This window comes from Streptomyces sp. NPDC054841, from assembly GCF_053611045.1.
The window spans coordinates 1-23,302 of record NZ_JBSGZO010000036.1 but is presented as its reverse complement, the minus strand read 5'-3'; the positions used below and the strand labels follow the sequence as shown (position 1 = coordinate 23,302).

19 protein-coding genes and 1 pseudogene are annotated in these 23,302 nt (G+C 70.5%); 9 read left to right on the top strand and 11 right to left on the bottom strand.

Going from position 1 to position 23,302, the window contains the following annotated elements; all coding sequences use genetic code 11:
• Window positions 1–304: 304 nt before the first annotated feature.
• Window positions 305–1,207 carry a UTP--glucose-1-phosphate uridylyltransferase GalU gene (gene galU / locus ACWGI8_RS08135; protein ID WP_453659291.1) on the bottom strand — a complete coding sequence of 301 codons (903 nt, stop codon included), beginning with the start codon at window positions 1,205–1,207 and terminating at the stop codon, window positions 305–307.
• A 107-nt stretch (window positions 1,208–1,314) separates the two neighbouring features.
• Between galU and ACWGI8_RS08130 the strand changes: the two genes are divergently transcribed.
• On the top strand, window positions 1,315–1,896 hold the full coding sequence (locus tag ACWGI8_RS08130) for a 5-formyltetrahydrofolate cyclo-ligase (protein ID WP_453659290.1): 582 nt from the start codon (window positions 1,315–1,317) through the stop codon (window positions 1,894–1,896).
• A gap of 83 nt (window positions 1,897–1,979) precedes the next feature.
• Here the strand turns inward: ACWGI8_RS08130 and ACWGI8_RS08125 are convergent, their stop codons facing one another.
• Window positions 1,980–4,790, bottom strand: a complete 2,811-nt coding sequence (locus ACWGI8_RS08125; RefSeq protein WP_453659289.1) for a penicillin acylase family protein — start codon at window positions 4,788–4,790, stop codon at window positions 1,980–1,982.
• A gap of 183 nt (window positions 4,791–4,973) precedes the next feature.
• Here ACWGI8_RS08125 and ACWGI8_RS08120 point away from each other — a divergent pair, with 183 nt between their 5' ends.
• The 5 genes from ACWGI8_RS08120 (at window position 4,974) to ACWGI8_RS08100 (ending at window position 11,004) form a co-directional block, all read left to right on the top strand.
• Window positions 4,974–6,560: a potassium/proton antiporter gene (locus tag ACWGI8_RS08120; RefSeq protein WP_453659288.1), complete on the top strand. Its 1,587-nt coding sequence runs from the start codon at window positions 4,974–4,976 to the stop codon at window positions 6,558–6,560.
• 609 nt (window positions 6,561–7,169) lie between these two features.
• On the top strand, window positions 7,170–8,402 hold the full coding sequence (locus ACWGI8_RS08115) for an MFS transporter (protein WP_453659300.1): 1,233 nt from the start codon (window positions 7,170–7,172) through the stop codon (window positions 8,400–8,402).
• Window positions 8,403–8,609: 207 nt separating this feature from the next.
• Window positions 8,610–8,954 (top strand): FmdB family zinc ribbon protein, encoded by a 345-nt coding sequence (locus tag ACWGI8_RS08110; RefSeq protein WP_453659287.1) that lies wholly within the window; start codon window positions 8,610–8,612, stop codon window positions 8,952–8,954.
• Between the two features lie 90 nt (window positions 8,955–9,044).
• Window positions 9,045–9,896, top strand: a complete 852-nt coding sequence (locus ACWGI8_RS08105) for an S-methyl-5'-thioadenosine phosphorylase (protein ID WP_453659286.1) — start codon at window positions 9,045–9,047, stop codon at window positions 9,894–9,896.
• A 430-nt stretch (window positions 9,897–10,326) separates the two neighbouring features.
• Window positions 10,327–11,004 carry a hypothetical protein gene (locus ACWGI8_RS08100; protein WP_453659285.1) on the top strand — a complete coding sequence of 226 codons (678 nt, stop codon included), beginning with the start codon at window positions 10,327–10,329 and terminating at the stop codon, window positions 11,002–11,004.
• A 127-nt stretch (window positions 11,005–11,131) separates the two neighbouring features.
• On the opposite strand, the gene ACWGI8_RS08095 is transcribed toward ACWGI8_RS08100, so the two are convergent.
• Genes ACWGI8_RS08095 through ACWGI8_RS08070 form a run of 6 tightly spaced genes read right to left on the bottom strand, consistent with a single transcriptional unit; the run spans window position 11,132 to window position 16,437 of the window.
• A complete protein-coding gene (locus ACWGI8_RS08095) occupies window positions 11,132–11,341 on the bottom strand; it encodes a hypothetical protein (RefSeq protein ID WP_453659284.1) in 210 nt (69 codons plus the stop codon).
• Between the two features lie 30 nt (window positions 11,342–11,371).
• Window positions 11,372–11,761 carry a hypothetical protein gene (locus ACWGI8_RS08090; RefSeq protein ID WP_453659283.1) on the bottom strand — a complete coding sequence of 130 codons (390 nt, stop codon included), beginning with the start codon at window positions 11,759–11,761 and terminating at the stop codon, window positions 11,372–11,374.
• The gene (locus tag ACWGI8_RS08085; protein WP_453659282.1) at window positions 11,758–12,411 is read right to left on the bottom strand and encodes a QcrA and Rieske domain-containing protein; all 654 of its coding nucleotides are present in this window, start codon (window positions 12,409–12,411) and stop codon (window positions 11,758–11,760) included. The genes ACWGI8_RS08090 and ACWGI8_RS08085 overlap by 4 nt, the downstream gene beginning before the upstream one ends.
• Window positions 12,408–13,007, bottom strand: a complete 600-nt coding sequence (locus tag ACWGI8_RS08080; protein WP_453659281.1) for a 4Fe-4S dicluster domain-containing protein — start codon at window positions 13,005–13,007, stop codon at window positions 12,408–12,410. Before ACWGI8_RS08080 ends, ACWGI8_RS08085 begins: the two co-directional genes overlap by 4 nt.
• An 8-nt stretch (window positions 13,008–13,015) precedes the next feature.
• Window positions 13,016–15,316, bottom strand: a complete 2,301-nt coding sequence (locus ACWGI8_RS08075; RefSeq protein WP_453659280.1) for a molybdopterin oxidoreductase family protein — start codon at window positions 15,314–15,316, stop codon at window positions 13,016–13,018.
• On the bottom strand, window positions 15,313–16,437 hold the full coding sequence (locus ACWGI8_RS08070) for an MFS transporter (protein WP_453659279.1): 1,125 nt from the start codon (window positions 16,435–16,437) through the stop codon (window positions 15,313–15,315). Before ACWGI8_RS08070 ends, ACWGI8_RS08075 begins: the two co-directional genes overlap by 4 nt.
• Window positions 16,438–16,635: 198 nt before the next feature.
• On the opposite strand from ACWGI8_RS08070, the gene ACWGI8_RS08065 reads away from it, so the two are divergent.
• From ACWGI8_RS08065 to ACWGI8_RS08055, 3 genes are all read left to right on the top strand, one after another.
• Complete coding sequence (locus ACWGI8_RS08065; protein WP_453659278.1) at window positions 16,636–17,865, top strand: low temperature requirement protein A; 1,230 nt, start codon at window positions 16,636–16,638, stop codon at window positions 17,863–17,865.
• Window positions 17,866–17,932: 67 nt separating this feature from the next.
• Window positions 17,933–19,045, top strand: coding sequence for a P1 family peptidase (locus ACWGI8_RS08060; protein ID WP_453659277.1), 1,113 nt, complete (start codon window positions 17,933–17,935; stop codon window positions 19,043–19,045).
• A gap of 162 nt (window positions 19,046–19,207) precedes the next feature.
• A complete protein-coding gene (locus ACWGI8_RS08055; protein ID WP_453659276.1) occupies window positions 19,208–19,963 on the top strand; it encodes a DUF6227 family protein in 756 nt (251 codons plus the stop codon).
• 134 nt (window positions 19,964–20,097) lie between these two features.
• On the opposite strand, the gene ACWGI8_RS08050 is transcribed toward ACWGI8_RS08055, so the two are convergent.
• The 3 genes and pseudogenes from ACWGI8_RS08050 to ACWGI8_RS08040 all read right to left on the bottom strand — a co-directional run.
• Window positions 20,098–22,227, bottom strand: a complete 2,130-nt coding sequence (locus tag ACWGI8_RS08050) for a PTS fructose transporter subunit IIABC (protein ID WP_453659275.1) — start codon at window positions 22,225–22,227, stop codon at window positions 20,098–20,100.
• Window positions 22,224–23,177: a 1-phosphofructokinase gene (gene pfkB, locus ACWGI8_RS08045; protein WP_453659274.1), complete on the bottom strand. Its 954-nt coding sequence runs from the start codon at window positions 23,175–23,177 to the stop codon at window positions 22,224–22,226. The genes ACWGI8_RS08050 and pfkB overlap by 4 nt, the downstream gene beginning before the upstream one ends.
• Window positions 23,174–23,302 (bottom strand): annotated as a pseudogene (locus ACWGI8_RS08040) (D-beta-D-heptose 1-phosphate adenosyltransferase); the annotation flags it as partial. The gene pfkB and the pseudogene ACWGI8_RS08040, both read right to left, overlap by 4 nt.

The following is a 23,302-nucleotide window of genomic DNA, read 5'->3' as shown; positions in this document are numbered from 1 at the left end:
GACGGATCACCGGCCGAGGCATCGGCGGCCGACGGATCACCAGCCGAGGCGACACCGGCCGGGGCATCGGCGGCGGCCGAGGCGTCCGCGACGGGGTCGACTGCGGGCGACACGCCACCGGCCGGGTCGACTGCGGGCGAGGCGTCCGCGGACGACGGGTCACCGGCCGAGGCGTCGGCGAGCGAGGCGCCGGTGGACGTGCCGGTCGACCGGGTGGACAGGTCCGGGCCCGGACCCGCGTCGGAGCCCGCGCCGGGTGTTGCCGTACTGCTCAATGTGCCACTTCTCCCGTGCTGCTCAAGTGCTACATCTCCTCGGCGACGTAGCGGCGAAGCCAGGCTCGGAAGTCCGGGCCCAGGTCTTCACGTTCGCATGCGAGTCTGACAATGGCACGCAGGTAGTCGCCGCGATCGCCGGTGTCATAGCGGCGGCCCTTGAAAACGACCCCGTGCACGGGTCCGCCGACCTTCTCGTCGGCGGCGAGCTTCTGGAGGGCGTCGGTGAGCTGGATCTCGCCGCCGCGGCCCGGCTCGGTCTTGCGGAGTATCTCGAAGACGGCCGGGTCCAGGACGTACCGGCCGATGATCGCGTAGTTGCTGGGCGCCTCGGCCGGGTCGGGCTTCTCGACCAGGTTGGTCACCTTGACCACGTCGTCCTCGCCGGTGGCCTCGACGGCCGCGCAGCCGTAGAGGTGGATCTGGGAGGGCTCGACCTCCATCAGGGCGATGACGCTGCCGCCCTCGCGCTCCTGGATCTCGACCATGCGCGAGAGCAGCGGATCGCGCGGATCGATCAGGTCGTCACCGAGGAGCACCGCGAAGGGCTGGTCACCGACGTGCGGGGCGGCGCACAGGACGGCGTGGCCGAGGCCCCTCGGGTCGCCCTGGCGCACGTAGTGCATGGTGGCGAGGTCGCTGGACTCCTGGACCTTGGCGAGCCGCTGGGCGTCCCCCTTGCGGGTCAGCGCCTCCTCCAGCTCGTAGTTGCGGTCGAAGTGGTCCTCGAGGGGGCGCTTGTTGCGTCCGGTGACCATGAGGACGTCGGAGAGACCGGCGCCCACCGCTTCTTCCACGACGTACTGGATGGCGGGCTTGTCGACGACAGGCAGCATCTCTTTGGGAGTGGCTTTCGTTGCGGGGAGGAACCGGGTTCCGAGGCCCGCGGCGGGGATGACAGCCTTGCTGATCCTGGGGTGCGACTCAGTCATGCGGAGCACCATATCTGTTGCGTATGGGCGGAAGATTAGCCTCCGGTTAACTTTCTTCTCATAAAGGCGTATTGGCTGGGATTTGTGAGGTCACTGTGGGTACCGACATGTCCGGAAAGAACGCGGTACGGCGTGAACTGCTCGACGCACGACGCCTGCTGTCCCCCGAGGACGTCCTGGAGGCCTCCACGGTTCTCGCACGGCGCGCGCTCGAGCTTCCCGAACTGGCCGCCGCTCGTACGGTAGCCGCCTATGTGTCGGTGGGGCGCGAGCCGGGTACCCGCGCGCTGCTCGACGCGCTGCGCGCCCGGGGCGTACGGGTGCTCCTCCCGGTGCTCCTGGACGACAACGATCTCGACTGGGCGGTGTACGAGGGATCTGAGCATCTGGTGCCCGCGCGGCGCGGCCTGCGGGAGCCGGACGGGCCGCGGCTCGGCCACCGGGCGGTGCTGGAGGCGGACACGGTCCTGCTGCCGGGGCTCGCGGTGGACGAGCGCGGTATGCGGCTCGGCCGCGGCGGCGGCTCGTACGACCGGGTCCTCGCCCGCCTCGAAGCGGCCTCCGCGAGCCCCGCCCTGGTGGTGCTCCTGTACGCGAACGAGGTGGTCGCTCGGGTCCCGGAGGAACCGCACGACCACCCCGTACACGCGGTGGTGACGCCGGAGGGCGTCCGCCGCTTCACGGCCTGACGGCGCGCTGCACGACATCAGCCGGGTGCAATGTCAGCCGGGTGCAATGTCAGCCCGGAGCAGCATCAGCCCGGCGCAGCGGATTACGGCTTGAGCACCAGGGTGTCCTTCGTCGCGGCCGCCACCGCCTGCTCGCCGTAGGCCCAGTCGAGCAGTTCGCCCTTGGCCCACTTCTCGGTCTGGTCGGTGTAGTGCGCGTTGTAGGCGTGCCCCGAAGCACCGCTCAGATTGATCCAGCGGGACTTGTCCCAGTCGCCGACATTGACGACCATCCGCATCGACGGGACCCAGATCACGTCGTAGCCGCCCGCCGCGTTCCAACCGGTCGCGTTGACCGCGGCCTCGCCGCCGCCCAGGTTCCACGGACCGCGGTTGAGCATCCACTGGAGGGCGCCGGGCCCAGAGGTGCCCAGCGTCTGGTTCTTCAGCGTCAGCTGGTGCAGCCGGCCCCAGCTCCAGCTGGAGACATCCTTGCCGAGCTTGGCGGTGAGCTCCCAGCGGGCGTCGTCCATGGCCCGCTTGAGCAGGTCGTCACGGGTCGCGCTGCCGGGCGCCTTACGGCTCGGCGGAGCCTGCCACCACTCGCTGGTCTCGTTCTTCAGCAGCCCTCGGACCACCTCGTACCAGCGGTCGCCGCCGTCAGGCTGGGCCGACTCGGCGTCCCGCTGGCCGCACTCGCGCACCAGCCGGTCCAGATCGTCGACCGGGCCCGTGCTGTCGGCGGGACGGACGTTGAGGCACTCGCCCTCGACGCGCAGTTCCTTGGGCAGCTTGTTGCCGAAGGCGAGCTTGAGGACGTTGCGCCAGACCGCGTTGAAGTAGGCCGCGGCGCCGGAGTCCGGCTCCTGGGTGTAGTCCCAGCCCTCCAGCAGCTTCTGCGCCTCGCGGACGTACGGGTCGGAGATGTCGATCTTCAGCAGATAGGGCGTGAGCAGCTTCGCGATCTCACTGCTGTTGTCCATCTGCATGGTGCGCATGTCGTCCGTCGAGATCTTCCCGCCGTCCTTGGTCTTCGACTCGATGAGGTCGTTTATGCGCTGGCTGCGGGAGCCGTAGCCATAGTCCTTGGTGATCAGGTACGGGTACTTGCCGGCGTCCACGACGGACTGGTTGGCGGTGACGATGTAGCCGCGCTTCGGGTTGTACTCGAACGGCAGCTCGTCGAAGGGGATGAACCCCTTCCAGTCGGACGTCGGGTTCCAGCCCGGGACCGGCATCGAGCCGTCGAAGCCCTTGGCGCGGACCGGGATCTTCCCGGGCGCCTGGTAGCCGATGTTGCCCTTGACGTCGGCGTAGATCAGGTTCTGGGAGGGGACCTCGAAGTTCTTCGCGGCGGCCTGGAAGCCCTTGAAGTCCTTCGCCCGGTTGAGCTCGAACACCGCGTCCATGGACTTGCCCGGGTCCAGGGCGGTCCAGCGCAGCGCCACACCGTAGCCGTGGCCGCGGTCGGGGGAGGGAGCGGAGTTGCTGACGGGCGCCCGCTCGCCGACCCGCTCCAGCTCGTTGCTGCGGTCGGAGACCAGAGGTCCGTGGTCGGTCTCCCGGACCGTGATGGTCATGCTGGCACCGCCCGCGACCTTGATGGTCTCGTCGCGCACCTTGAACGGCTTGGTCCTGCTGCCGGACAGGTACCCGGTGTCGGAGACCTTCTCCAGGTAGAGGTCGGTGACATCGGCGCCGAGGTTGGTGAAGCCCCAGGCGATGTCCTGGTTGTGGCCGATGATCACGCCGGGCATGCCGGAGAACGTGTAGCCGGCGACGTCGTAGCCGCACTTTTCGGAGACTTCACGGCAGTGCAGGCCCATCTGGGTCCACAGGGAGGGCAGCTGCGGCGCGAGGTGCGGGTCGTTGGCGAGCAGCGGCTTGCCGATCGTCGTGTAGCGGCCGGAGACGACCCAGGAGTTGGAGCCGATGCCGTCGCCGTTGGGGCCGAGCAGCGCCGGGATCTGGTCGAGGGCACCGGAGAGGCCCGCGAGCTGCGTCTGGAAGCCCTGGTCACCACCGCCCGAGCCATTGCCCGAACCACCGCCCGAGCCACTGCCTGCGGACCCACCCGCCGAGGCGGAGGAGGACGAGGAAGAGGAAGACGAAGAGGAGGACGACGACGCATCGGCGGCCGGGTCCCACTTCTTCGCGTCGGTGTTCACGCCGCCGCGCTGGACGATCGGCTGGTGCAGGTCGTACGGGTACGCCGGGTACAGCTCCTTGATCTGCTGCTCGCTCAGCCTGCTGGTCATCAGCGAACGGTCGATCTCGTCCTGCATGTTCCCGCGCAGGTCCCAGGCCATCGCCTTGAGCCAGGCCACCGAGTCGACCGGCGTCCACTTCTCGGGCCGGTAGTCGTTGGTGAGGCCGAGAGCGGCGTACTCGACGGAGATGTCCTTGCCGTCGCGATCCGAGAGATAGGCGTTGACGCCGTCCGCGTACGCCTGGAGGTTCTTCTTGGTCTCGGCCGAGAGCTGCTCGTCGTACTCCTGCTGCGCCACATGGCGCCAGCCGAGCGTGCGCAGGAACGCGTCCGTCTCGACCTGCCCCGAGCCGAACATCTCGGACAGCCGCCCTGCGGTCACATGGCGCCGTACGTCCATCTCCCAGAAGCGGTCCTGCGCGTGGACGAAGCCCTGGGCGCGGAACAGGTCCTCGTTGCTGTTGGCGTAGATCTGGGGGATGCCGTTCCCGTCACGCCTGACGTCGACAGGGCCCGACAGCCCCTTGAGCGTGATCGTCCCGGTGGTCTGGGGGAAGGAGGCGCGAACGGTGCTGACGCCCCAGTAGGCGCCGCAACCCACACCCGCGACGAGCGCCAGCACCAGGGCGAGCACGATCAGACGGGCGCGTCTCCCCTTCTTCTTGCCGGGCTTCTCGGCGGAAGGGGCGCTTGTGTTGGCGGGCATCGCTGTCCTTCGAGGGGCAGGGTGGTCCTGGGAGTGCTGGAGCAACCATAGGCGCAGCGCTCAACGCGTCCGGACGCGGTATCAGTAACGCGATACCGACAACCGCCACTCGAACTGAAGATCGACCAAATCGAGTCAACGTAAAGAAGTCGTTAAAGATTAGGTAAGGTAACGAAGTGTCGCGTGCCGGAGGAACCGTCCGGCAGCAAATGCGAGGGGAAGGATCGGCCGCTGACTGTCCACCAGCTCAATGAACTCCTGCTCATCTGCTCGCTCGTCCTGCTCATCGCCGTCGCGGCGGTGCGCGTCTCCTCGCGAAGCGGGCTCCCGAGCCTGCTGCTCTATCTGGGCATCGGGATCGTCATCGGGCAGGACGGCATTTTCCACGTCAAGTTCGACAATGCCGGACTTACACAGGTGATCGGCTATGCCTCACTTGTGGTGATCCTGGCCGAAGGTGGCCTGGGCACCAAGTGGAAGGAGATCAAACCGGCGCTGCCCGCGGCGGTCGCACTGTCGACCGTCGGCATCGCCGTGAGCGTGGGCATCACCGCGGCAGGAGCTCACTATCTGGTCGGACTGGACTGGCGGCCGGCGCTCATCATCGGCGCGGTCGTCTCCTCGACGGACGCCGCCGCGGTCTTCTCCGTCCTGCGGAAGGTGCCGCTGCCCTCCCGCATCACAGGCGTGCTCGAGGCCGAGTCGGGCTTCAACGACGCCCCGGTCGTCATCCTGGTTGTCGCGTTCTCGACAGCCGGTCCGGTGGGCGATTGGTACGTCCTCGTCGGCAAGATCACCCTGGAGCTCGCGATCGGCGCGGCCATCGGACTCGCGGTCGGCTGGCTCGGCTCGTTCGGGCTGCGCCATGTGGCACTGCCCGCCTCGGGTCTGTATCCGATCGCGGTCATGGCGATCGCCGTGACGGCGTACGCGGCCGGCGCCATCGCCCATGGCAGCGGCTTCCTCGCGGTCTACCTCGCCGCCATGGTGCTCGGGAACGCCAAGCTTCCGCACTGGCCGGCCACCCGTGGATTCGCGGACGGTCTCGGCTGGATCGCCCAGATCGGCATGTTCGTGCTGCTGGGCCTGCTGGTGACCCCGAGCGAGCTGGTGCGCGACTTCTGGCCGGCGGTGATCATCGGGCTGGTGCTGACGATGGTGGCGCGGCCGCTGTCGGTCGTCGTCAGCCTGCTGCCGTTCCGTATGCCCTGGCAGGAACAGGTGCTGATGTCGTGGGCGGGGCTGCGCGGCGCCGTACCCATCATCCTGGCGACCATTCCCCTGGTGCCGCACATCCAGGGCAGCGAGCGGATCTTCAACATCGTCTTCGTGCTGGTCGTCGTCTACACGCTGGTACAGGGGCCGACGCTGCCCTGGGTGGCGAAGGCGCTACGGCTCGGCGAGGGCCCCGAGGCTGCGGACCTGGGCATCGAGTCGGCCCCGTTGGAGCGGCTGCGCGGACACCTGCTGTCGGTCGCGATCCCGGACGGGTCCCGGATGCACGGCGTGGAGGTCGGGGAGCTGCGGCTGCCCGCCGGGGCCGCGGTCACGCTCGTCGTACGCGAGGGCAAGAGCTTCGTGCCGCTGCCCTCGACCGTGCTGCGGCGCGGCGACGAGCTGCTGGTGGTGGCGACGGATCCGGTACGGGACGCGGCCGAGGCGCGGCTGCGGGCGGTGGGCCAGGGCGGAAAGCTTGCGGGGTGGCTCGGGACCGGGGGGACGAGGAGGACCGGGGGCTCCAGGAGCGCTGGAGGAACCAGGGGCATCTGAGGCGCCTGGGGGATCAGCGCTCCTGAGGGAACACGACTCCTGAGTTCCGGACGGACCTGGTGGGACCTGGACGGGGGACGGACCTGGACGGAGGACGGACCTGGACGGACCCGGACGGACCTGGAGGGGACTTGGAAGGACCAGGGGCTCCTGAGACTCCGGGACTCCACGGCTCCACGGCTCCGGGCTCCACGGCTCCGGACGCCACGCGAAGCGAACCTCCGGTTAATCGCAGGTACAGATCTGGATGCGTCGGCAATTTCACAGGCGGGCCCTGCTCCACCCCTGTACCATCAAGGCACACTGATCGACCAACTCTGCCTGACGCAGAGCTGGCGCGACCGTATGGCGGCCGAGTGTCCCCCCTCAGTGGGTCCCGGTATCTACCGCAGTTCCGCGCAAGAGGACAGCTCTCGGCGGCTCCCGACACCCAGGGGAGCGCTACCAGGCGGCAGAAAGGCAAGGACCGTGGCGTCCACGGTCGCTTCTGGCACGTCTTCTGACACGCCCGGCTTCGGCACCTCCAACTCCGGGGCGTCCGGCTCCCGCACGTCCGGCTCCCGCACGTCCGGCTCCGGCGCATCCGGCCGGCGCCCTGGCTACGGACAACTGCTCCGCACCCCTGGAGCCTGGACGTTCCTGCTTCCCGGATTCGCTGCCCGGCAGCCGTTCGCGATGCTCACCATCGGCATCGTCCTGCTCGTGCAGCACACCACCGGTTCGTACGGGAGCGCCGGCGCCGTCGCCGCCGTCACCGGTGTCTCCATGGCGCTCTTCGCCCCCCAGAGCGGAAAGCTCGCCGACCGCTTCGGCCAGCGGGCCGTCCTGATCCCCGGCGTCCTCGTGCACGCCGCTTCCGTGAGCGTGCTGACCGCGCTGGCGCTCGCGGACGCTCCCCTGTGGGCGCTCTTTGCCGCGGCCGTGCCGACCGGTGCCTCCGTCCCGCAGATCGGCCCCATGGTGCGGGCCCGCTGGGCGGCGAGGCTCGGGGGCTCGCCGCTGATGCCGACGGCCGCGGCCTTCGAGTCCGTGACCGACGAGTTCACCTTCGTGGTCGGGCCGGTCCTGGCCACCGCCCTGTGCACCGGCGTCCACCCGGCCGCCGGTCTGATCGCCGAGGCCGGGCTCACGCTGGCCGGCGGTCTGCTGTTCGCGGCCCAGCGCCGCACGCAGCCCGCGTACGGACGTCCGGCTGCTCATGAGCGCACGGAACACGCCTCCGCGCTCTCCGTGCCCGGTGTACGGGTCCTGGCCGTGGCCTTCCTGGGCATCGGCTCGGTCTTCGGCGGCATGCAGGTCTCGCTGACCGCGTTCGCGGAGGAGATCGGGCAGCCCGGAATGAACGGACTGCTGTACGGACTCTTCGCGGCCGGCAACATGCTGGCGGGCATCGCCGTCGGCGCCATCGCCTGGAAGTCCGGTCCCCGCCGTCGCCTGGTGCTCGGCTACGCGGGCCTGACGGTCGCCGCGTCCCTGCTGTGGGCGGCACACTCCGTGGTACTGCTCGGCGCACTGGGTCTGGTCGTGGGCGTGTGCATCGCGCCCGCGCTGATCAGCGGCTTCACGCTGGTCGAGCCGCTGGTGCCGGCGTCGGCCCGTACCGAGGCCTTCACCTGGCTGACCGGCGCCGTGGCGCTGGGCCAGGCCGGTGCGGTGACGGTCGCCGGACGACTGGCCGACGCACACGGCGCGAGCACCGGATTCCTGGTGCCGCTGGTGGGCACCGCGCTGGCTCTGGTCACTCTGCTGGCCCTGCGGTCGCGGCTCGCGCCTCCGCGCGCGACCCTCACGGTCGCGCGCGGCGCGGTCTACCGCGATCGCGTCGCGGTAGGTGAGATGTGACGTCGTATCCGTATGGCGGAATACGTCACTGTGACTCCTCCGCCATATCTTGGCGGCTTCTCACTCGGGTCCGTAGATCCTCATGACGGCCAAGCCCTGACCGCTGCCCGCAGACAGGTGACGAATGTTACTCCGGCCACCTGTAATCACGGGCTAAAATGGATAACTGTTAGCACTCATCGAGTGAGAGTGCCAGGAGGAAGACAAGTGCCGACCTACCAGTACCAGTGCACCGAGTGCGGCGAGGGCCTCGAGGCGGTGCAGAAGTTCACCGACGATGCCCTGACCGTATGCCCGAACTGCCAGGGACGCCTCAAGAAGGTGTTCTCGGCCGTCGGCATTGTCTTCAAGGGCTCCGGCTTCTACCGGAACGACAGCCGCGGTGCGTCGTCGAGCAGCACGCCGTCGTCGTCCTCGTCCGCCGGGTCGTCGACTTCGTCCTCGTCCTCGTCGTCGGCGTCGTCCGCGAGCACGAAGTCGTCTTCGTCGGACTCGAAGCCGGCGGCGTCGAGCTCCTCCAGCTCCTCCAGCAGCGGTACGACGGCTGCCTGATCCTCGCTTGCCAGGGGCCCCACCGTCTTCGGACGCCGGGGCCCCTGGGCGTATTCCGGCGCCAGTTCGCGCGCGGCTACTGTGATCGCCATGGCCAACGCAGAGAGCGCGCAGCGCGCGGAGATCGGTGTGATCGGCGGCTCGGGTTTCTACTCGTTCCTGAAGAACGTGACCGAGGTCGAGGTACCCACGCCGTACGGCAGCCCGAGCGATTCCCTGTTCTTCGGCGAGATCGCCGGCCGCCGGGTCGCGTTCCTCCCCCGGCACGGACGTGATCACCGCCTCCCTCCGAGCCGCATCAACTACCGCGCCAATCTGTGGGCCCTGCGGTCCGTCGGTGTGCAGCAGGTGCTGGGGCCGTGCGCGGTGGGCGGGCTGCGTGCGGAGTACGGGCCGGGCACCCTGCTCGTCCCGGACCAGCTGGTGGACCGTACGAAGGCCCGCGCCGACACGTTCTACGACGGTGAGCCGCTGGCGAACGGGGAGGTGCCGAAGGTCGTCCATGTGTCGCTGGCCGACCCGTACTGCCCGTCGGGGCGCTCGGCGGCGCTGGCTGCGGCGCGCGGGCGGGACTGGGAGCCGGTCGACGGCGGGACGCTGGTCGTGGTCGAGGGCCCGCGCTTCGGGACCCGCGCCGAGTCGCGCTGGCACGCGGCGATGGGCTGGTCCGTGGTCGGGATGACCGGGCACCCCGAAGCCGCGCTCGCCCGTGAGCTGGAGCTCTGCTACACGTCGATGACGCTGGTGACGGACCTCGACGCGGGGGCCGAGACGGGTCAGGGCGTCTCCCACGAAGAGGTCCTGAAGGTCTTCGCCGCAAATGTCGACCGACTGCGGGACGTCCTCTTCGACACGGTGGCCGGGCTGCCGGCGAACGGGGAGCGCGACTGCCTGTGCAGGAGCGCGCTGAACGGGCTGAAGACGGGGATAACGCTGCCGTAGCCGAGATGCCGCAGTGAAGATGCCGCGGCGGGGACGACGTAGCGGGGATGCCGTATCGGGCTGACCTATCGGAGTTGCTGTGGGGATGCCCAGCGGGATGCGGCATCCGGATGCCGTTTCGGGATGCCGTTTCGGGATGCCGCGGCGGGGACGAGGCATCGGCTGACGGTGCTGGCCACCCTTCAGAGTGAGCCAGTTGTCCACAGGCCGGGGGCTGTCCACAGGGCCCAGCGGGGCGGCGCGTGAGCGGGGATCGTGAGGTGCGTGCGGTGCGCTCGGTGCGTGCGGGCGTTCGGTGGGAGCCAATTGCGGCTCGCGCCGCTCGCACGACACCTGCGCCACCTACGTGTCCTACGACTCCCACGACTCACGACAGGCGGTCACGACGATGTCGACGCTCTCTTCCTGCGGACATGCACGTTCTGGGCCGATGGCCCTTCCCGCGGCGCCGGCCCCGGAGCCGCGCGGGGTGGCCGCGTTCGCCCCGCTGAGGGTGCGGGGCGGGCGCCACTGGCAGCGGATGAGGCTGCGGCGCGTGATGCGGCGCAGGCGGCGCGCACTGGCGGCCGGGCTGGCCGTGACGGCTGCGGCGCTGGCCGCATGGGGGCCGCGCGCCCCGGTCGACGCGGGGGCGCGGGATGAGCCGGGCGCGCTGCCCCGGCACGCATCGCGGCCGGTGGACATCGTGTCCGCGCCGGTTCGTATCGCGGACGCGGAGACCGTCCGGCTGCTGGAGCCGGGCGACCGTGTGGACGTGATCGCGGCCGCCAACTCCCCGGTGGGCGCGGGCTCCGACGCGCACATCGTCGCGACGGGCGCCCGGGTGGCAGAAGTTCCCGGGGCCCGCAGGGGTTCTCCGGACCACGAGACCTTGCCGGACGACGCGGCTCCCGCGGACGGAAAGGCTTCCCCGGACGGAAAGGCTTCCCCGGACGGCACGACCTTCACAGATCCCGGCAGCGAGGCTGTCCCGGACGGCGAGGCTTTCGCCGACGGCGAGGCTTTCCCTGGCGGAGGTGCGTTGATTGTGCTGTCGGTCCCCCGCCCCGTCGCGGCAGCACTGGCCGGCGCGGGAGCGACGTCCCGTCTGGCGGTGACGCTGTGCTGACACGCACGCGAGCGCGAGAGCGGGCAGGATTCGGGCTGCGGCGCGCCCTGGCCTCACGGGCGGGCGGTCGGAGTCAGAGGCCCGGCCGGAGTCAGAGGCTCGGCCGGAGTCAGAGGCTCGGCCGGAGTCAGAGGTGGTGCGGCGGCTTCTCGTCGAGGAAGCGCGCGAGATCGGCGGCGCTTCCGCCGCTGCTCGGAGGCCGCTCGCCCCACCCGCGGTCCGTATCGTCCGAGGACTGTTGGTCCAGCGGATCGTCGAAGATCAGCGCCGGCGTAGGAAACGGCTGCTGCCGGGGCTCCTCCGCATCGCGCGGTCCGGGGGTGGGGGCGGTGCTCATGCGTCAAGACTACGCCGGGGGCAGCAGGGCTCACCGGTCCTGCGGATCGACCAGCCAGAGGCCGAGGACCACCAGGAACGACAGCACGAGGAACCCAGCACCCCACCAGGCGGTGCCGGTGTCCCCCTTCATCCACTCGTCGACGATGACGGTCAGCCCCCAGAGCTGGCCGACGACGACGGAGAGGACCAGGGCCAGGCGTGCGGTGAGCTTCGACGAGCGTTCGGGTTCCTGCTCGGATCCGGCCCCGGGGCCCGGTCCGGTGTGCCGGATCCGCGGGTCGCCGTAGCCACTGGTGGGGCGGATCTGCGGATAGCGCTCGTGGACGGGCCTGTTCAGCCGAGGCTGGGCACTGCCGGGACGGTAAGGGGGCCGCGGTGGCGGCGCGGGGCTGCCGGGCGGCTGCTCAGGAGTGGTCATGTGTGGGTGGCCCTCTCCGCGGCGCCGGGAACCGCGCCCGGACAGCCGAGCCTGGCCGCCATGTCCGGGCGGTCCTTGAGCAGTTGCCGGCACAGGCCTTCCTGGAGGGTCTCGCCGGAGCGGGTGGTGCCGACCGCCCAGACGCTGCCGTCCACCTCCTCGATGACGATCACCTTGGGCAGGGCCCTCGGTGGTGGACCCGCGGTGACCTCTCCGGTACGGACATCGAAGATCCCTTCGTGGCACGGGCAGTACAGCTCGCCCTCGCTCCCCCGGTCCGCGCGCCAGAGCACGGCACAGGCCAGGTGGGTGCAGACCGCCGAGTAGCCGACGAGGTTGCCGTCCCCGAGCCGTACGGCGAGGGCCCGGTCCTCGGGACCGGGGTAGCGGAAGGCGACCGACTCCCCGGGCAGCAACTGGTCGGCGATCCTCTTGGGGTCGGGCGTTCCCTCGCTGTCGCCGTGTCGGTGCAGTACACCGGCGGCGACACCGATACCGCCCACGGCCAGGCCGCCGGAGACCGTGGCGACGATGCGGAGGTAGTCGCGGCGAGTGGTGAGGGAGTCCGCGGCGATCCGGTCCTGGAGCGCCTCCTGGGCGGCGTCCGTAGCTGCGGGCTCGCCGGCCGGCGGCTGTTCGGTGACGCTCATCGGACGTCCACCCCGTTCACCTCCACCACGGGCAGCCCGCCGGGGACGGGCCACTGGACCTTGTCGACGGGTACGACCATGGCGACCCCGGTGCTGACGGTCGTACCCCCGAAGGTGAAGGAGTCGGCGACCTGGACGCCGGGGCGTTCGGCCTGGAGCTCCTCGAGGGTGCCGTAGAAGAGGGCGCCGGTGGGACAGACGGTGGCGCACATGGGGGCTAGGCCGTAGGCGGTGCGGTCGTAGCAGAGGTTGCACTTCATCTGCAGCTTCGCCTTGAGGTCGATCTTCGGGACACCGAAGGGGCAGGCGTTGACGCAGTTGGCGCAGCCGATGCAGCGGGTGGTGTCGGCCTGCTGCACCACGCCGTCCGCGGTGACCAGGATCGCGTCGGCGGGACAGACCTCGGCACAGGGGGCGACCGGGTCCTCGCAGTGCATACACACCGTGGGAAGGGAGGCGACGGAATGACCCTCGTCGGGGTAGTCGAGATGGATCATCGATTTGCCGCGGTGCGAGTCGCATTCACGGCACGCGGAGACACAGGCCTGGCAACCGATGCAGCGCCCCGGGTCGATGAAGATCGTTCTGCCCATCATGGCTCTCGTCAGCTCCTCTCCGCGGTGCCGCGGCCCTGCGGGGCGGTGGGCGGCAGGGGGTCGGTGCGGGACACCTGGACCTCCGGGTACGCACGGTGGCCGGGTGCGGTCGGGGGTTCGGGTACTTCGTCGATCTGCTCGGCGCGCTCGATACGGCAGGCGCAGACCTTGTACTCGGGGATCTTGGAACGGGGGTCGAGGGCGTCGATGGTGAGCGCGTTGGCCGCGGTGGGGACCGGCCAGTGGTACGGGACGAAGACGGTGTCGGGGCGGATGGCCTCGGTGACCAGGGCGGGGAAGACCGCGCTGCCGCGGCGGGTGACGACGCGGACCGGGTCGCCGGAGCGGAAGCCGTGGGAGGGGTGGATCTCGGCCCAGGGGCGCGGGGTCTGCTCGACGAGGGCGCCGAGCCTGCGGGTCTGGTTGCCGGAGAGGAAGTGGGCGACGGTCCGTCCGGTGGTGAGCGTCATGGGGTGCTCGTCGTCGTACGGGTCCATCGGCGGGTGCCATTCGACGACCTGCATATGGATCTTGCCGTCGGGGTGGTAGGTCTTCCCGTCCTCGAAGAGGCGGGGGGTGCCCGGGTGGTCGGTGGAGGGGCACGGCCAGGCGATGCCGCCGGTCTCCTCCAGGCGTTCGTAGGTGATGCCGTAGTAGTCGTTGACCGTTCCGGCGGACGCGATCCGCAGCTCCTCGAACACCTCGCGCGATCCCGCGAAGGCGAATTTGTCGCCGGCACCCAGGCGCTGGGCGAGCTGGCACATGACCCAGGTGTCGGTCCGTACGCCGGGGGGCGGGTCCTGGGCCTTGTTGTGCTTGATGACACGGGCCTCGGCGTTGGCCATGACGCCTTCGTCCTCGGCCCAGGTCGTGACGGGGAGGACGACATGGGCGTTGGCCGCGGTCTCGGAAAGGAAGAAGTCGGATTGGACGTGGAATTCAGTGGCGTCGTACCCCTCCTTGACCACGCGGTAGTTGGGGAGGGAGACAAAAGGGTTGTTGCAGATGCCGATCAGGCCGCGGATCTCGCGGCGCTGCATCTGCCAGATCATTTCCATCATCGAGGTGCCGGCGGGCGGGAGTTCGGACTCGTCGATCCCCCAGATCTCGCAGATCTGCCGCCGGTGCTCATCGTTCGTGATCGAGCGGCCACCGGGGAGGAGGTCGGACTTCTGGCCGTGTTCGCGGCCCCCCTGGCCGTTGCCCTGGCCGGTGATGGTGCCGTATCCGGCTCCGGGCTTGCCGATATTGCCGGTGGCGACGCAGAGATTGATGACGGAGAGACAGTTCTCGACGCCCTGCGAGTGGTGCTCGATGCCGCGGGCGTGCCAGGCCATGGCCCTGGGGGCGCGGGCGAACACACGGGCGACCTGGACGATCTGCCGCTCCGGGATGCCGCAGATCTCCGCGGCCCGCTCGGGGGGATACTCGGCCACTTTCTCGCGGACCTCTTCCCAGCCGGTGGCATGGGCGGTGATGAAGCCTTCGTCGTCGAGTTCCTCACGGATCACGACGTGGAGGACGGAGTTGAAGAACGCCGAGTCGGTGCCGGGTTTGATGGCGACGTGGATGTCGGCGGTGCGGGCGATGGCGGTCTCACGCGGGTCGACGACGATCAGACTGGCGCCGCGGTCCCGCGCTCCCCACAGGTACTGCGTCATCACAGGAAAGCACTCGCCCACGTTGGAGCCCGCGATGAGGAGGCAGTCGGTCCGGAGGATGTCGGCGAAGGGGTTGCCGGCCCGGTCGATGCCGAAGGCGAGCTTGTTGGCCCCGGCGGCGCTGACCATGCACAGCCGGCCGTTGTAGTCGACGTGTCTGGTCTTGACGGCCACCCGGGCGAACTTGCCGACGAGATATGTCTTCTCGGTGTAGAGGCTCGCGCCCCCCAGCACCCCGACGGCGTCGTTGCCGTACGCGGCCTGGATGCGCTGGATCTCGGCGGCGGTGAAGTCGAGGGCCTCCTCCCAGGAGGCCTCCCGGAACGGTTCGTCGCGGGACCGCCTGAGCAGCGGAGCGGTGAGCCGGTCCGGGTGGTTGACCTGTTGGTACGCGTTGATGCCCTTGGGGCACAGACGCATCCGGTTGATGTCGTGATTGCGGGGTTCGACGCCGAAGACCTTGCCGCTGCGGTTGACGCGCAGATACATGCCGCACTGGACGCCGCAGAAGCAGCAATGGGTGGGGACGAGCGTCTCGCCGGTCTGGCCGGCGCGCCACTGGTCGGCGGGGATGCCCCCGGCGTCCCGGAAGTCACGGGTGCCGGGAGGGGCGAGGGAGGGGTCGAGCGGGATGGGCTGCTGTGTCACTTGAAGCCCTTCTTGACTTGGGTGAGGTAGGCGTTGCCGCGCAGCACCCGCTTGCAGCGCGGGCAGTACTCGGCCCAGTCGTCGAAGTCGAGCTTCAGATCGCGCATGGTGCCCTGCAGGTTCTCGACGTAGGGGGTGGTGTCGATGGGCTCCCCGCAGCGGCGGCAGGTGAAGACCTGCTCGTCCTGCCGGGCCGTGTATTTGAACAGCTGCATACCGACGGCAGCCGGGCGCTGGACGATGTGGAAGAACTTCCCGAAAGGCAGGTAGATGAGGGTGAAGACCACCGACACCATGTGCAGGATCGCCAGGAACTCGTAGCCGCCGCCGTGCAGGAAGATCGAGGAGAAGGTGAGGAGGAGACCGGTCACCGAGATCACGATCAGGGCGATCAGCGGGACCAGGTCATAGGCGAACCGCTGGCCGGTGATCGCACCGCGGTCCTTCATCCGCCGCCACAGGAAGTACGCGGCTCCGGCGATGACGAGCACGGCGGCGAGGTCGAGGCCGTGGAACATGGCCCAGCCGAAGAAGCTGAGCGAGTCGAACCCGAGGACCTTGAGCCCCCAGATCCGCATCTCGTAGCCGGGGCCCGAGCCGGTGGACGAGGTGAAGGTGAACCAGCCCCAGGAGAGCGGGAAGGTGATCAGCGCGGCGAGGACACAGCCCCAGAAGATCAGCTGGTGGGCCGCCCAGCGGGCGTGGGAGCGGGCGCCGAGGAACTTCTGGAAGCCGAGATAGGTGGCGATCATCCTCGGCAGCGCGGTGGGGGCCCTGCGGAAGTTGGCGGCCGAGAAGAAGCTGCGCCATCCCTGCCGGAAGAGCCGGCGGGCACCGGGAGAGGAGATCCAGACCGTGTAGCGGTAGGTGACGCCGAAGGCGAGGAAGACCGTGGCCACGGCGTACGGGAGGAGGGCGGAGTCGAAGTCCGTGAGGAGCCGGCTGCCGAAGACGATCGCGATGATCAGCAGTACGGAGACGGCGGCACCGGCGAGCGACGCGCGGCGGCGCACGGCGCCGGGGGTCTCCTGTCGGCCGGAGGTCTCCTGCCGGCCGGGTGCCCCCGGGGGTGCGCCCGGTGCGGTGGGCGGTCCTTCCGGACTCTGTCGTGGCTCGGTCACGTCGCCACGCTAGGTGGTTTGTAGGTGTTGGTCCTGTTTTGATGCTCAGGGGGGGGTGAGGACTTCGCTCAGATGGCGTTCGGAGCGCGGCGCATGAAGACAGGTGCATGAAGACAGGCCCATCAGGACACGCCCATGAAGACGGACGAGAGTGCGAGTCTCGCCACCCCGCTCCGCTCGCTCTGGTGTGCTGGACGCATGACCTCCACTTCCGCATCCGCATCGGCCGCGGGCGGCGGCTCGGGGGCGATGCGCCCCATGCGTGCACGCCGCCGCGACGAGGCGCACCGCGCCGCGACCCCGCTGGAACTCTTCTTCGACCTCTGCTTCGTCGTCGCCGTGTCGCAGGCAGGGATGCAGCTGGTCCACGCCGTGGCCGAGGACCACGTCGCGGACGGCGTGATCAGCTACTTGATGGTGTTCTTCGCGATCTGGTGGGCCTGGATGAACTTCACCTGGTTCGCCTCCGCGTACGACACGGACGACGTCCCGTACCGGGTGGTGACGCTCATCCAGATCGCCGGTGTGCTGATCCTCGCGGCCGGGATCTCGCGCGCCTTCCTCGACCAGGACTTCCTGATCGTCTTCCTCGGCTATGTGGTCATGCGGCTCGCGCTGGTCACACAGTGGCTGAGGGCCGCGGCCTCGACGCGGGGCGCGGAGCGGGCGACGGCGCTGCGGTACGCCGTGGGGATCACCCTCTGCCAGGTCGGCTGGCTGGGGCTGGTCGTACTCCCCGAGAACGTACGGGTGTGGGTGTTCCTGGTGATGGCGATCGCCGAGATGGCCGTACCGCCGATCGCCGAGCGTTCGCTGGCCACCAGTTGGCACGCCCACCACATCGCCGAGCGCTACGGCCTGTTCACCATCATCGTGCTCGGCGAGACGATCCTCGCTGCCACGGTGGGTGTGCGTTCGGCGCTCGACGAGAGCGACGAGCTGGGGGCTCTCGCGCCGATCGCGATCGGCGGGCTGCTGATCGTGTTCGCGGCCTGGTGGATCTACTTCGCCGTCCCCGCCCATGCCCGGCTGTCCTCCAACAGGGAGGCGTTCCTGTGGGGTTACGGCCACTACGTGATCTTCGCGTCCGCCGCGGCCATCGGCGCGGGCCTGGAGGTCGCGATCGAGACGGCGATCCACAAGTCGCAGATCTCGGTGACGGCCGCGGCGGCCGCGGTCACCCTGCCCACGGCGGCGTTCCTGCTCACCGTCTGGCTGCTGCACGCACGTCACTTCAAGCACGGCATCCTGCAGCAACTGACCCTGCCCGTCTCCGCACTGGCGATCCTGGCCTGCACCTTCGCGGGCGAGTGGGCGGTGCTCGCGGCCGGTCTGGTCGCGGCGGCCACCGTCGCGGCCGGCGAAACGCTGGCGCATCGCGCGAGCCGCCCCCGGCCACCGGCCGTCACCGGCCTCTCGGCAGGGTGATCGATGCCACGGGCGGGACTCGTCCGGGTCCGGTTCGCCATCCCGGCACGCGTGATACCCAGGGTCCATGGCAGACAAGGCACCGAACGACGCACTGACCGACGTGGCCGGCCTCCGAGTCGGTCACGCCCGCCTGTCCGGGGAGGGCTCCCTCAGCGGCACCACCGTCGTCCTCGCACCCGAGGGCGGGGCTGTCGCCGCGGTGGACGTACGGGGAGGCGGCCCCGGCACCCGGGAGACCGACGCGCTCGACCCCCGCAATCTGGTGCAGCGCGTCGAGGCGGTCGTCCTGACCGGCGGCAGCGCATTCGGCCTGGACTCCGCGTCCGGCGTGATGGCGTGGCTGGAGGAGCAGGGCCGCGGCGTCCGGGTGGGCCGCGAGCTGGGCCAGGTCGTGCCGGTCGTCCCGGCCGCCTGTGTCTTCGATCTGGGCCGCGGCGGCGACTGGCGGGCCCGGCCGGACGCGGCGACCGGACGCGCGGCCGTGGAAGCGGCTGCGCGTACGGAGCCGGGCGCGCCGGTCGAGGAGGGCAGCGTCGGCGCCGGGACGGGCGCGGTGGTGGGCCGTATCAAGGGCGGGATCGGCACGGCGAGCACGGTACTGCCCGATGGGACCACGATCGCCGCGCTGGTCGTCGCCAATGCGGCGGGCTCGGCGGTCGACCCGGCCACCGGCGTGCTGTACGGGCAGCACTTCACGGGCGAGCGGCCGGTTCCGCCCTCCCCCGAGGTCCACGCAGCGGCCCTGCACCGGCTCGCCGAGGCCTCGGAGCTGGGCGGCCCACCGCTGAACACCACGCTCGCCGTCGTCGCCACCGATGCCGAACTGACCCGCGCCCAGGCGCAGAAGCTCGCCGGGACGGCGCACGACGGCATCGCGCGCGCCGTGCGCCCGGTGCATCTCCTCAATGACGGCGACACCGTCTTCGCCCTCGCCACCTGCGCACGCCCCCTCGACAGCCATCCGCTCGCCCTCAACGCCGTCCTCGCGGCGGGCGCGGACGTCGTGACGCGGGCCATCGTGCGCGCGGTGCTCGCGGCACGGAGCGTGGCGGGGCCGGGCGGCGACTTTCCCTCGTACGGCGAGCTGTACGGACTCGGCACGGACAAAGCGCAGGACAAGGCGCAGGACAAGGCGGCGGAGGGCAAGGCCCAGGGCACGAATCAGGGTGCGGACTGACGGACAGCGCAAGGGAGTTGTGAGGGCGTGCGCGGGCGCGCGGAACCGCGGAAACTTTGTGCCCGCGCCGTTCGTTTTCCCGAACCCCGGACGCGATGTCCGACCCAGGGACTACGTTAAGCAGTCACCAAGTGACGTATGGCAACGGCCTGGAGAACCATCTTGAACGATCCGTGCGAGACAACCGAGACGCACCTCGAGCGCCTCCTGGGTCGGGCACTGAACTCCTTCGATCTTCCCGACACCATGGTCGACCGGCTCGAATCCGCGCTGACGCATGCCAGTTCACTGCACTCCTCGCACCACAGCGCGGCCCTGCACCGCACGACCTACCGGCATACGTACCTGCTGGCCGACGGCTCCACCCTCACCCTCTGGGAGCTGGTGCACAACACCGGACGGGACGGTGTCCGGCAGCACGAGCTGTACACGGAGGAGGCGGAGGCGCGGCTCGCCGCGTCCCGGCTGCGCACCGCGCGTCAGGAGCGGCGGGACGGGGCGGACGGCAGCGGCTTCGACGACGGTCTCGACGCCGATCTGGAGCTGCTCGGCAGACTGCTGGCCCCACCTCCGGCCGCCCCCGCGCACAGGTACGTCCCCGACGACTCCCCGGACCACGCCCGCCGGCTGCTGCGCCGCGCCGAGAACCCGGACCGGCCGGGCGATGTGACAGCCCGGCTGCTGCGCGCGGCGTTCGCGCACCACATCGGCCAGGCGTTCGGCCGGCAGTGCCTGGTCGACGGGCGGGACGCGGGGTTCACGCTCTACGAGCACGCGTTCCTGCTGCTCGACGGCACGGAGCTGAGCCTGTGGGAGGTGGAGCACACGGCCACCCCCGACGGCCGCCACATGTGCGAGGTGTACGCCGACGAACGCACCGCGCGCGAAGCGATGGAGCTTCGCGCGCGGGTGCGCTGACGGACGGGCGCACGGGCCGCGGACTCGGACCGCCGCGGGCCCAAGCGCGCCTCGCACCGCCGCAGGCCCGGGGCGCGCCTCAGACCGCCGCAGGCCCGGGGCACGCCTCAGACCGCCGCAGGCCCGGGCGCGCCTCAGACCGCCGCGACCACCGTGGGCTTCTCGGCCGCGGCAGGGGCGGACTGAGCGGCCCCTGACGTCTTGCGCATGCCCTTCAGCAGGATGACGAGACCCGCGCTGACCGTGGTGCCGGCGAGGATGGCGACCAGGTAGAGGAACGGGTTGCCGATCAGCGGGACAACGAAGATGCCGCCGTGCGGGGCTCGCAGGGTGCAGTCGAAAGCCATCGACAGGGCGCCGGTGACCGCGCCGCCCACCATCACCGACGGGATGACCCGCAGCGGATCGGCCGCGGCGAACGGGATCGCGCCCTCCGTGATGAACGAAGCGCCCAGCACCCAGGCAGCCTTGCCGTTCTCACGCTCGGCCTTGGTGAACAGCTTGCCGCGCACGGTCGTCGCCAGCGCCATCGCCAGCGGCGGCACCATGCCCGCGGCCATCACGGCCGCCATGACCTTGAGGGAGCCGTCGGTGGCGTTGGCGAGGCCGCCGACGGCGAAGGTGTAGGCGACCTTGTTGAGCGGGCCGCCCAGGTCGAAGCACATCATCAGGCCGAGGATGACGCCGAGGATGATCGCGTTGGCTCCGGTGAGGCCGTTCAGCCAGTTGGTGAGGGCCTGTTGGAGGGTGGCGAGCGGCTTGCCGATCACCAGGAACATCAGGAAGCCGACGACCACCGAGGAGACCAGCGGGATCACGACGACCGGCATGATGCCGCGCAGGACGTCGGGCACCTTGACCTTCTGGATCGCGAGGACGACGGCGCCGGCGAGCAGTCCGGCGGCCAGTCCGCCGAGGAAGCCCGCCTTGATGGTGATGGCGATCGCGCCGCCGACGAAGCCCGGGACGAGGCCGGGACGGTCGGCCATTCCGTACGCGATGTATCCGGCGAGGACCGGGATCAGGAAGCTGAACGCGAGCCCGCCGATCTGGAAGAGCAGCGCGGCCCAGCTGGTGTGGTCGCCCCAGACGAAGACGTCGGCCACGGACTTGGCACTCGCGATCTCGTAGCCGCCGATGGCGAAGCCGAGGGCGATGAGCAAGCCGCCTGCGGCGACGAACGGGATCATGTAACTGACGCCGGACATCAGCCACTTGCGGAGCTTGGTGCCGTAGCCCTCGCCGGGCTCACCGCCGCGCTCGACGGGGCTGGGCTCCACGGCGTCGGTCGCCTCGCCACGGGCGGCCTTGTCCCGGTGGGCGGCCTTGTCCCGTACCTCGGCAATGAGCTCGCCGGCCCGGCTGATCCCGGCCTTCACACCGACGTCCACGACGGGCTTTCCGACGAACCGTTCCCTCTCCCGTACGGGAACGTCGTGCGCGAAGATCACCCCGTCCGCTCCCGCGATGACGGCGGGGTCGAGCCGGGTGAATCCGGCGGACCCCTGGGTCTCGACGGCGACCTCGACACCGGCTTCCTGGCCGGCCCGTTCCAGCGCTTCCGCGGCCATGAAGGTGTGGGCGATACCGGTGGGGCAGGAGGTGACGGCGACGATCCGGAACCGTTCGGACGCTCCCGCCGGCTCCCCGGAACCCCCAGGCCCCCTGAGACCCCCGGGACCCTCCTGAGCCTCCTCCGCCGGCCCCTCCTCCGCCGGCACCTCGCCCTCAACGGCCGCGGTGGCCGCCGCCGTTGCCGCCGCCTCCGCCACAGCCGTTGCCGCCGCCTCCGCCGACTCGGTGGCCGCCGCCTCGGACGGCTCGATGTCGCCACGGACGAGCGCCGCGGCAGTGGTCGTCGAAGCCGTCGCGCGCAGGGCGGAGGTGAAGTCCGCGTCCATCAGGCGACGGGCGAGGGAGGAGAGGATCGTGAGGTGGGCGTCGTCGGCACCGGCGGGCGCCGCTATCAGGAAGATGAGATCGGCGGGGCCGTCAGGGGCGCCGAAGTCGACGGGGGTGGAGGGGCGGCCGAAGGCCAGGGTGGGTTCGGAGACATGCGCGCTGCGGCAGTGGGGAATGCCGATCCCGCCGTCCAGGCCCGTCGGCATCTGGGCCTCGCGCGCGGCGACGTCGCCGAGAAAGCCGTCGAGGTCGGTGACGCGGCCGAGCGCGACCATGCGCTCGGCGAGCGAACGGGCCGCCTCTTCCTTCGTCGCGGCGGCCAGGTCGAGGTCGACCAGGTCCGCGGTGATCATGTCGCTCATCGCGGGCTCCCTTGTTCCATGAGTGCGCGGTCCAGGGGGACGTCCGCGGTCACCAGGACCGCGGCGGGATCGAGGTCGGACGGCGTGGGCATCACGCTGCCCGGAAGTTGCACGGCGGCGGCGCCGTGGGCGACCGCGGCGACCAGGGCGGGCACGCCCTCGCCGCCCGCCGCCAGAAAGCCGGCCAGGGACGCGTCACCGGCGCCGACGTTGCTCCGTAGGGCGGCGACCGATGCGGCGCCGTAGAGGACACCCGTGCCGGAGACGAGCAGCTGACCGTCCGCGCCCAGGCTGGCCAGTACCGCTCCCGCACCGAGCGAGCGAAGCTCCTCCGCGGCCTTCACCGCGTCGCCGACCGTGGCCAGCGGGCGGCCGACCGCCTCGGCGAGCTCATCGGCGTTCGGCTTGACGACATCGGGGCGGGCGGAGAGCGCGGCGAGCAGGGACGGCCCGGACGTGTCGAGGGCGATCCGCGCACCCGACTCATGGGCGAGGGCGACCAGCTCGGCGTACCAGGAGGGGGCGAGGCCGCGCGGCAGGCTGCCGCAGCAGGCGACCCACGCCGCGGAAGAAGAGTGTGCGGAGACCTCCGCCAGCAGGGACCGTGATTCCGCGGGCGTCAGCCTCGGACCCGGCGCGTTGATCTTCGTCAGAGTGCCGTCCGGCTCCGCCAGCGCGATGTTGGAACGCGTCGCACCCTCGACCTCCACCGGCGCGACCTCGATCCCCTCGCCCGCGAGCAGCTGCGCGACGAGCGCGCCGGGCGCTCCGCCGAGCGGCAGTACGGCGACGGTACGGTGCCCGGCGGCCGCGACCGCCCGCGAGACGTTGACGCCTTTGCCGCCGGGGTCCATGCGTTCGCCGGTGGCCCGCAGCACTTCGCCGCGCTCGAGGGCCGGGACCTCGTAGGTCCGGTCCAGCGACGGGTTCGGCGTGACGGTGAGAATCATGTACGTACTACTTCCGTGCCCACGGCCTCGATGGCCGCGGTGTCCTCGGGGCTGAGCCCGCTGTCGGTGATGAGGAGATCGACGTCGGACAGGCCGGCGAAGCGGGCGAAGTGCTCCTCGCCGTA

What these genes read in the sequence shown, in the direction of transcription:
- ACWGI8_RS08130 (WP_453659290.1), top strand. Translation starts at nt 1,315, where the DNA reads ATGTCCGGAAAGAACGCGGTACGGCGTGAACTGCTCGACGCACGACGC.
- ACWGI8_RS08125 (WP_453659289.1), bottom strand. Translation starts at nt 4,790, where the DNA reads ATGCCCGCCAACACAAGCGCCCCTTCCGCCGAGAAGCCCGGCAAGAAG.
- ACWGI8_RS08080 (WP_453659281.1), bottom strand. Translation starts at nt 13,007, where the DNA reads ATGATGGGCAGAACGATCTTCATCGACCCGGGGCGCTGCATCGGTTGC.
- ACWGI8_RS08100 (WP_453659285.1), top strand. Translation starts at nt 10,327, where the DNA reads ATGGCCCTTCCCGCGGCGCCGGCCCCGGAGCCGCGCGGGGTGGCCGCG.
- ACWGI8_RS08095 (WP_453659284.1), bottom strand. Translation starts at nt 11,341, where the DNA reads ATGAGCACCGCCCCCACCCCCGGACCGCGCGATGCGGAGGAGCCCCGG.
- ACWGI8_RS08060 (WP_453659277.1), top strand. Translation starts at nt 17,933, where the DNA reads ATGGCAGACAAGGCACCGAACGACGCACTGACCGACGTGGCCGGCCTC.
- ACWGI8_RS08105 (WP_453659286.1), top strand. Translation starts at nt 9,045, where the DNA reads ATGGCCAACGCAGAGAGCGCGCAGCGCGCGGAGATCGGTGTGATCGGC.
- galU (WP_453659291.1), bottom strand. Translation starts at nt 1,207, where the DNA reads ATGACTGAGTCGCACCCCAGGATCAGCAAGGCTGTCATCCCCGCCGCG.
- ACWGI8_RS08050 (WP_453659275.1), bottom strand. Translation starts at nt 22,227, where the DNA reads ATGAGCGACATGATCACCGCGGACCTGGTCGACCTCGACCTGGCCGCC.
- ACWGI8_RS08090 (WP_453659283.1), bottom strand. Translation starts at nt 11,761, where the DNA reads ATGACCACTCCTGAGCAGCCGCCCGGCAGCCCCGCGCCGCCACCGCGG.
- ACWGI8_RS08065 (WP_453659278.1), top strand. Translation starts at nt 16,636, where the DNA reads ATGACCTCCACTTCCGCATCCGCATCGGCCGCGGGCGGCGGCTCGGGG.
- ACWGI8_RS08085 (WP_453659282.1), bottom strand. Translation starts at nt 12,411, where the DNA reads ATGAGCGTCACCGAACAGCCGCCGGCCGGCGAGCCCGCAGCTACGGAC.
- pfkB (WP_453659274.1), bottom strand. Translation starts at nt 23,177, where the DNA reads ATGATTCTCACCGTCACGCCGAACCCGTCGCTGGACCGGACCTACGAG.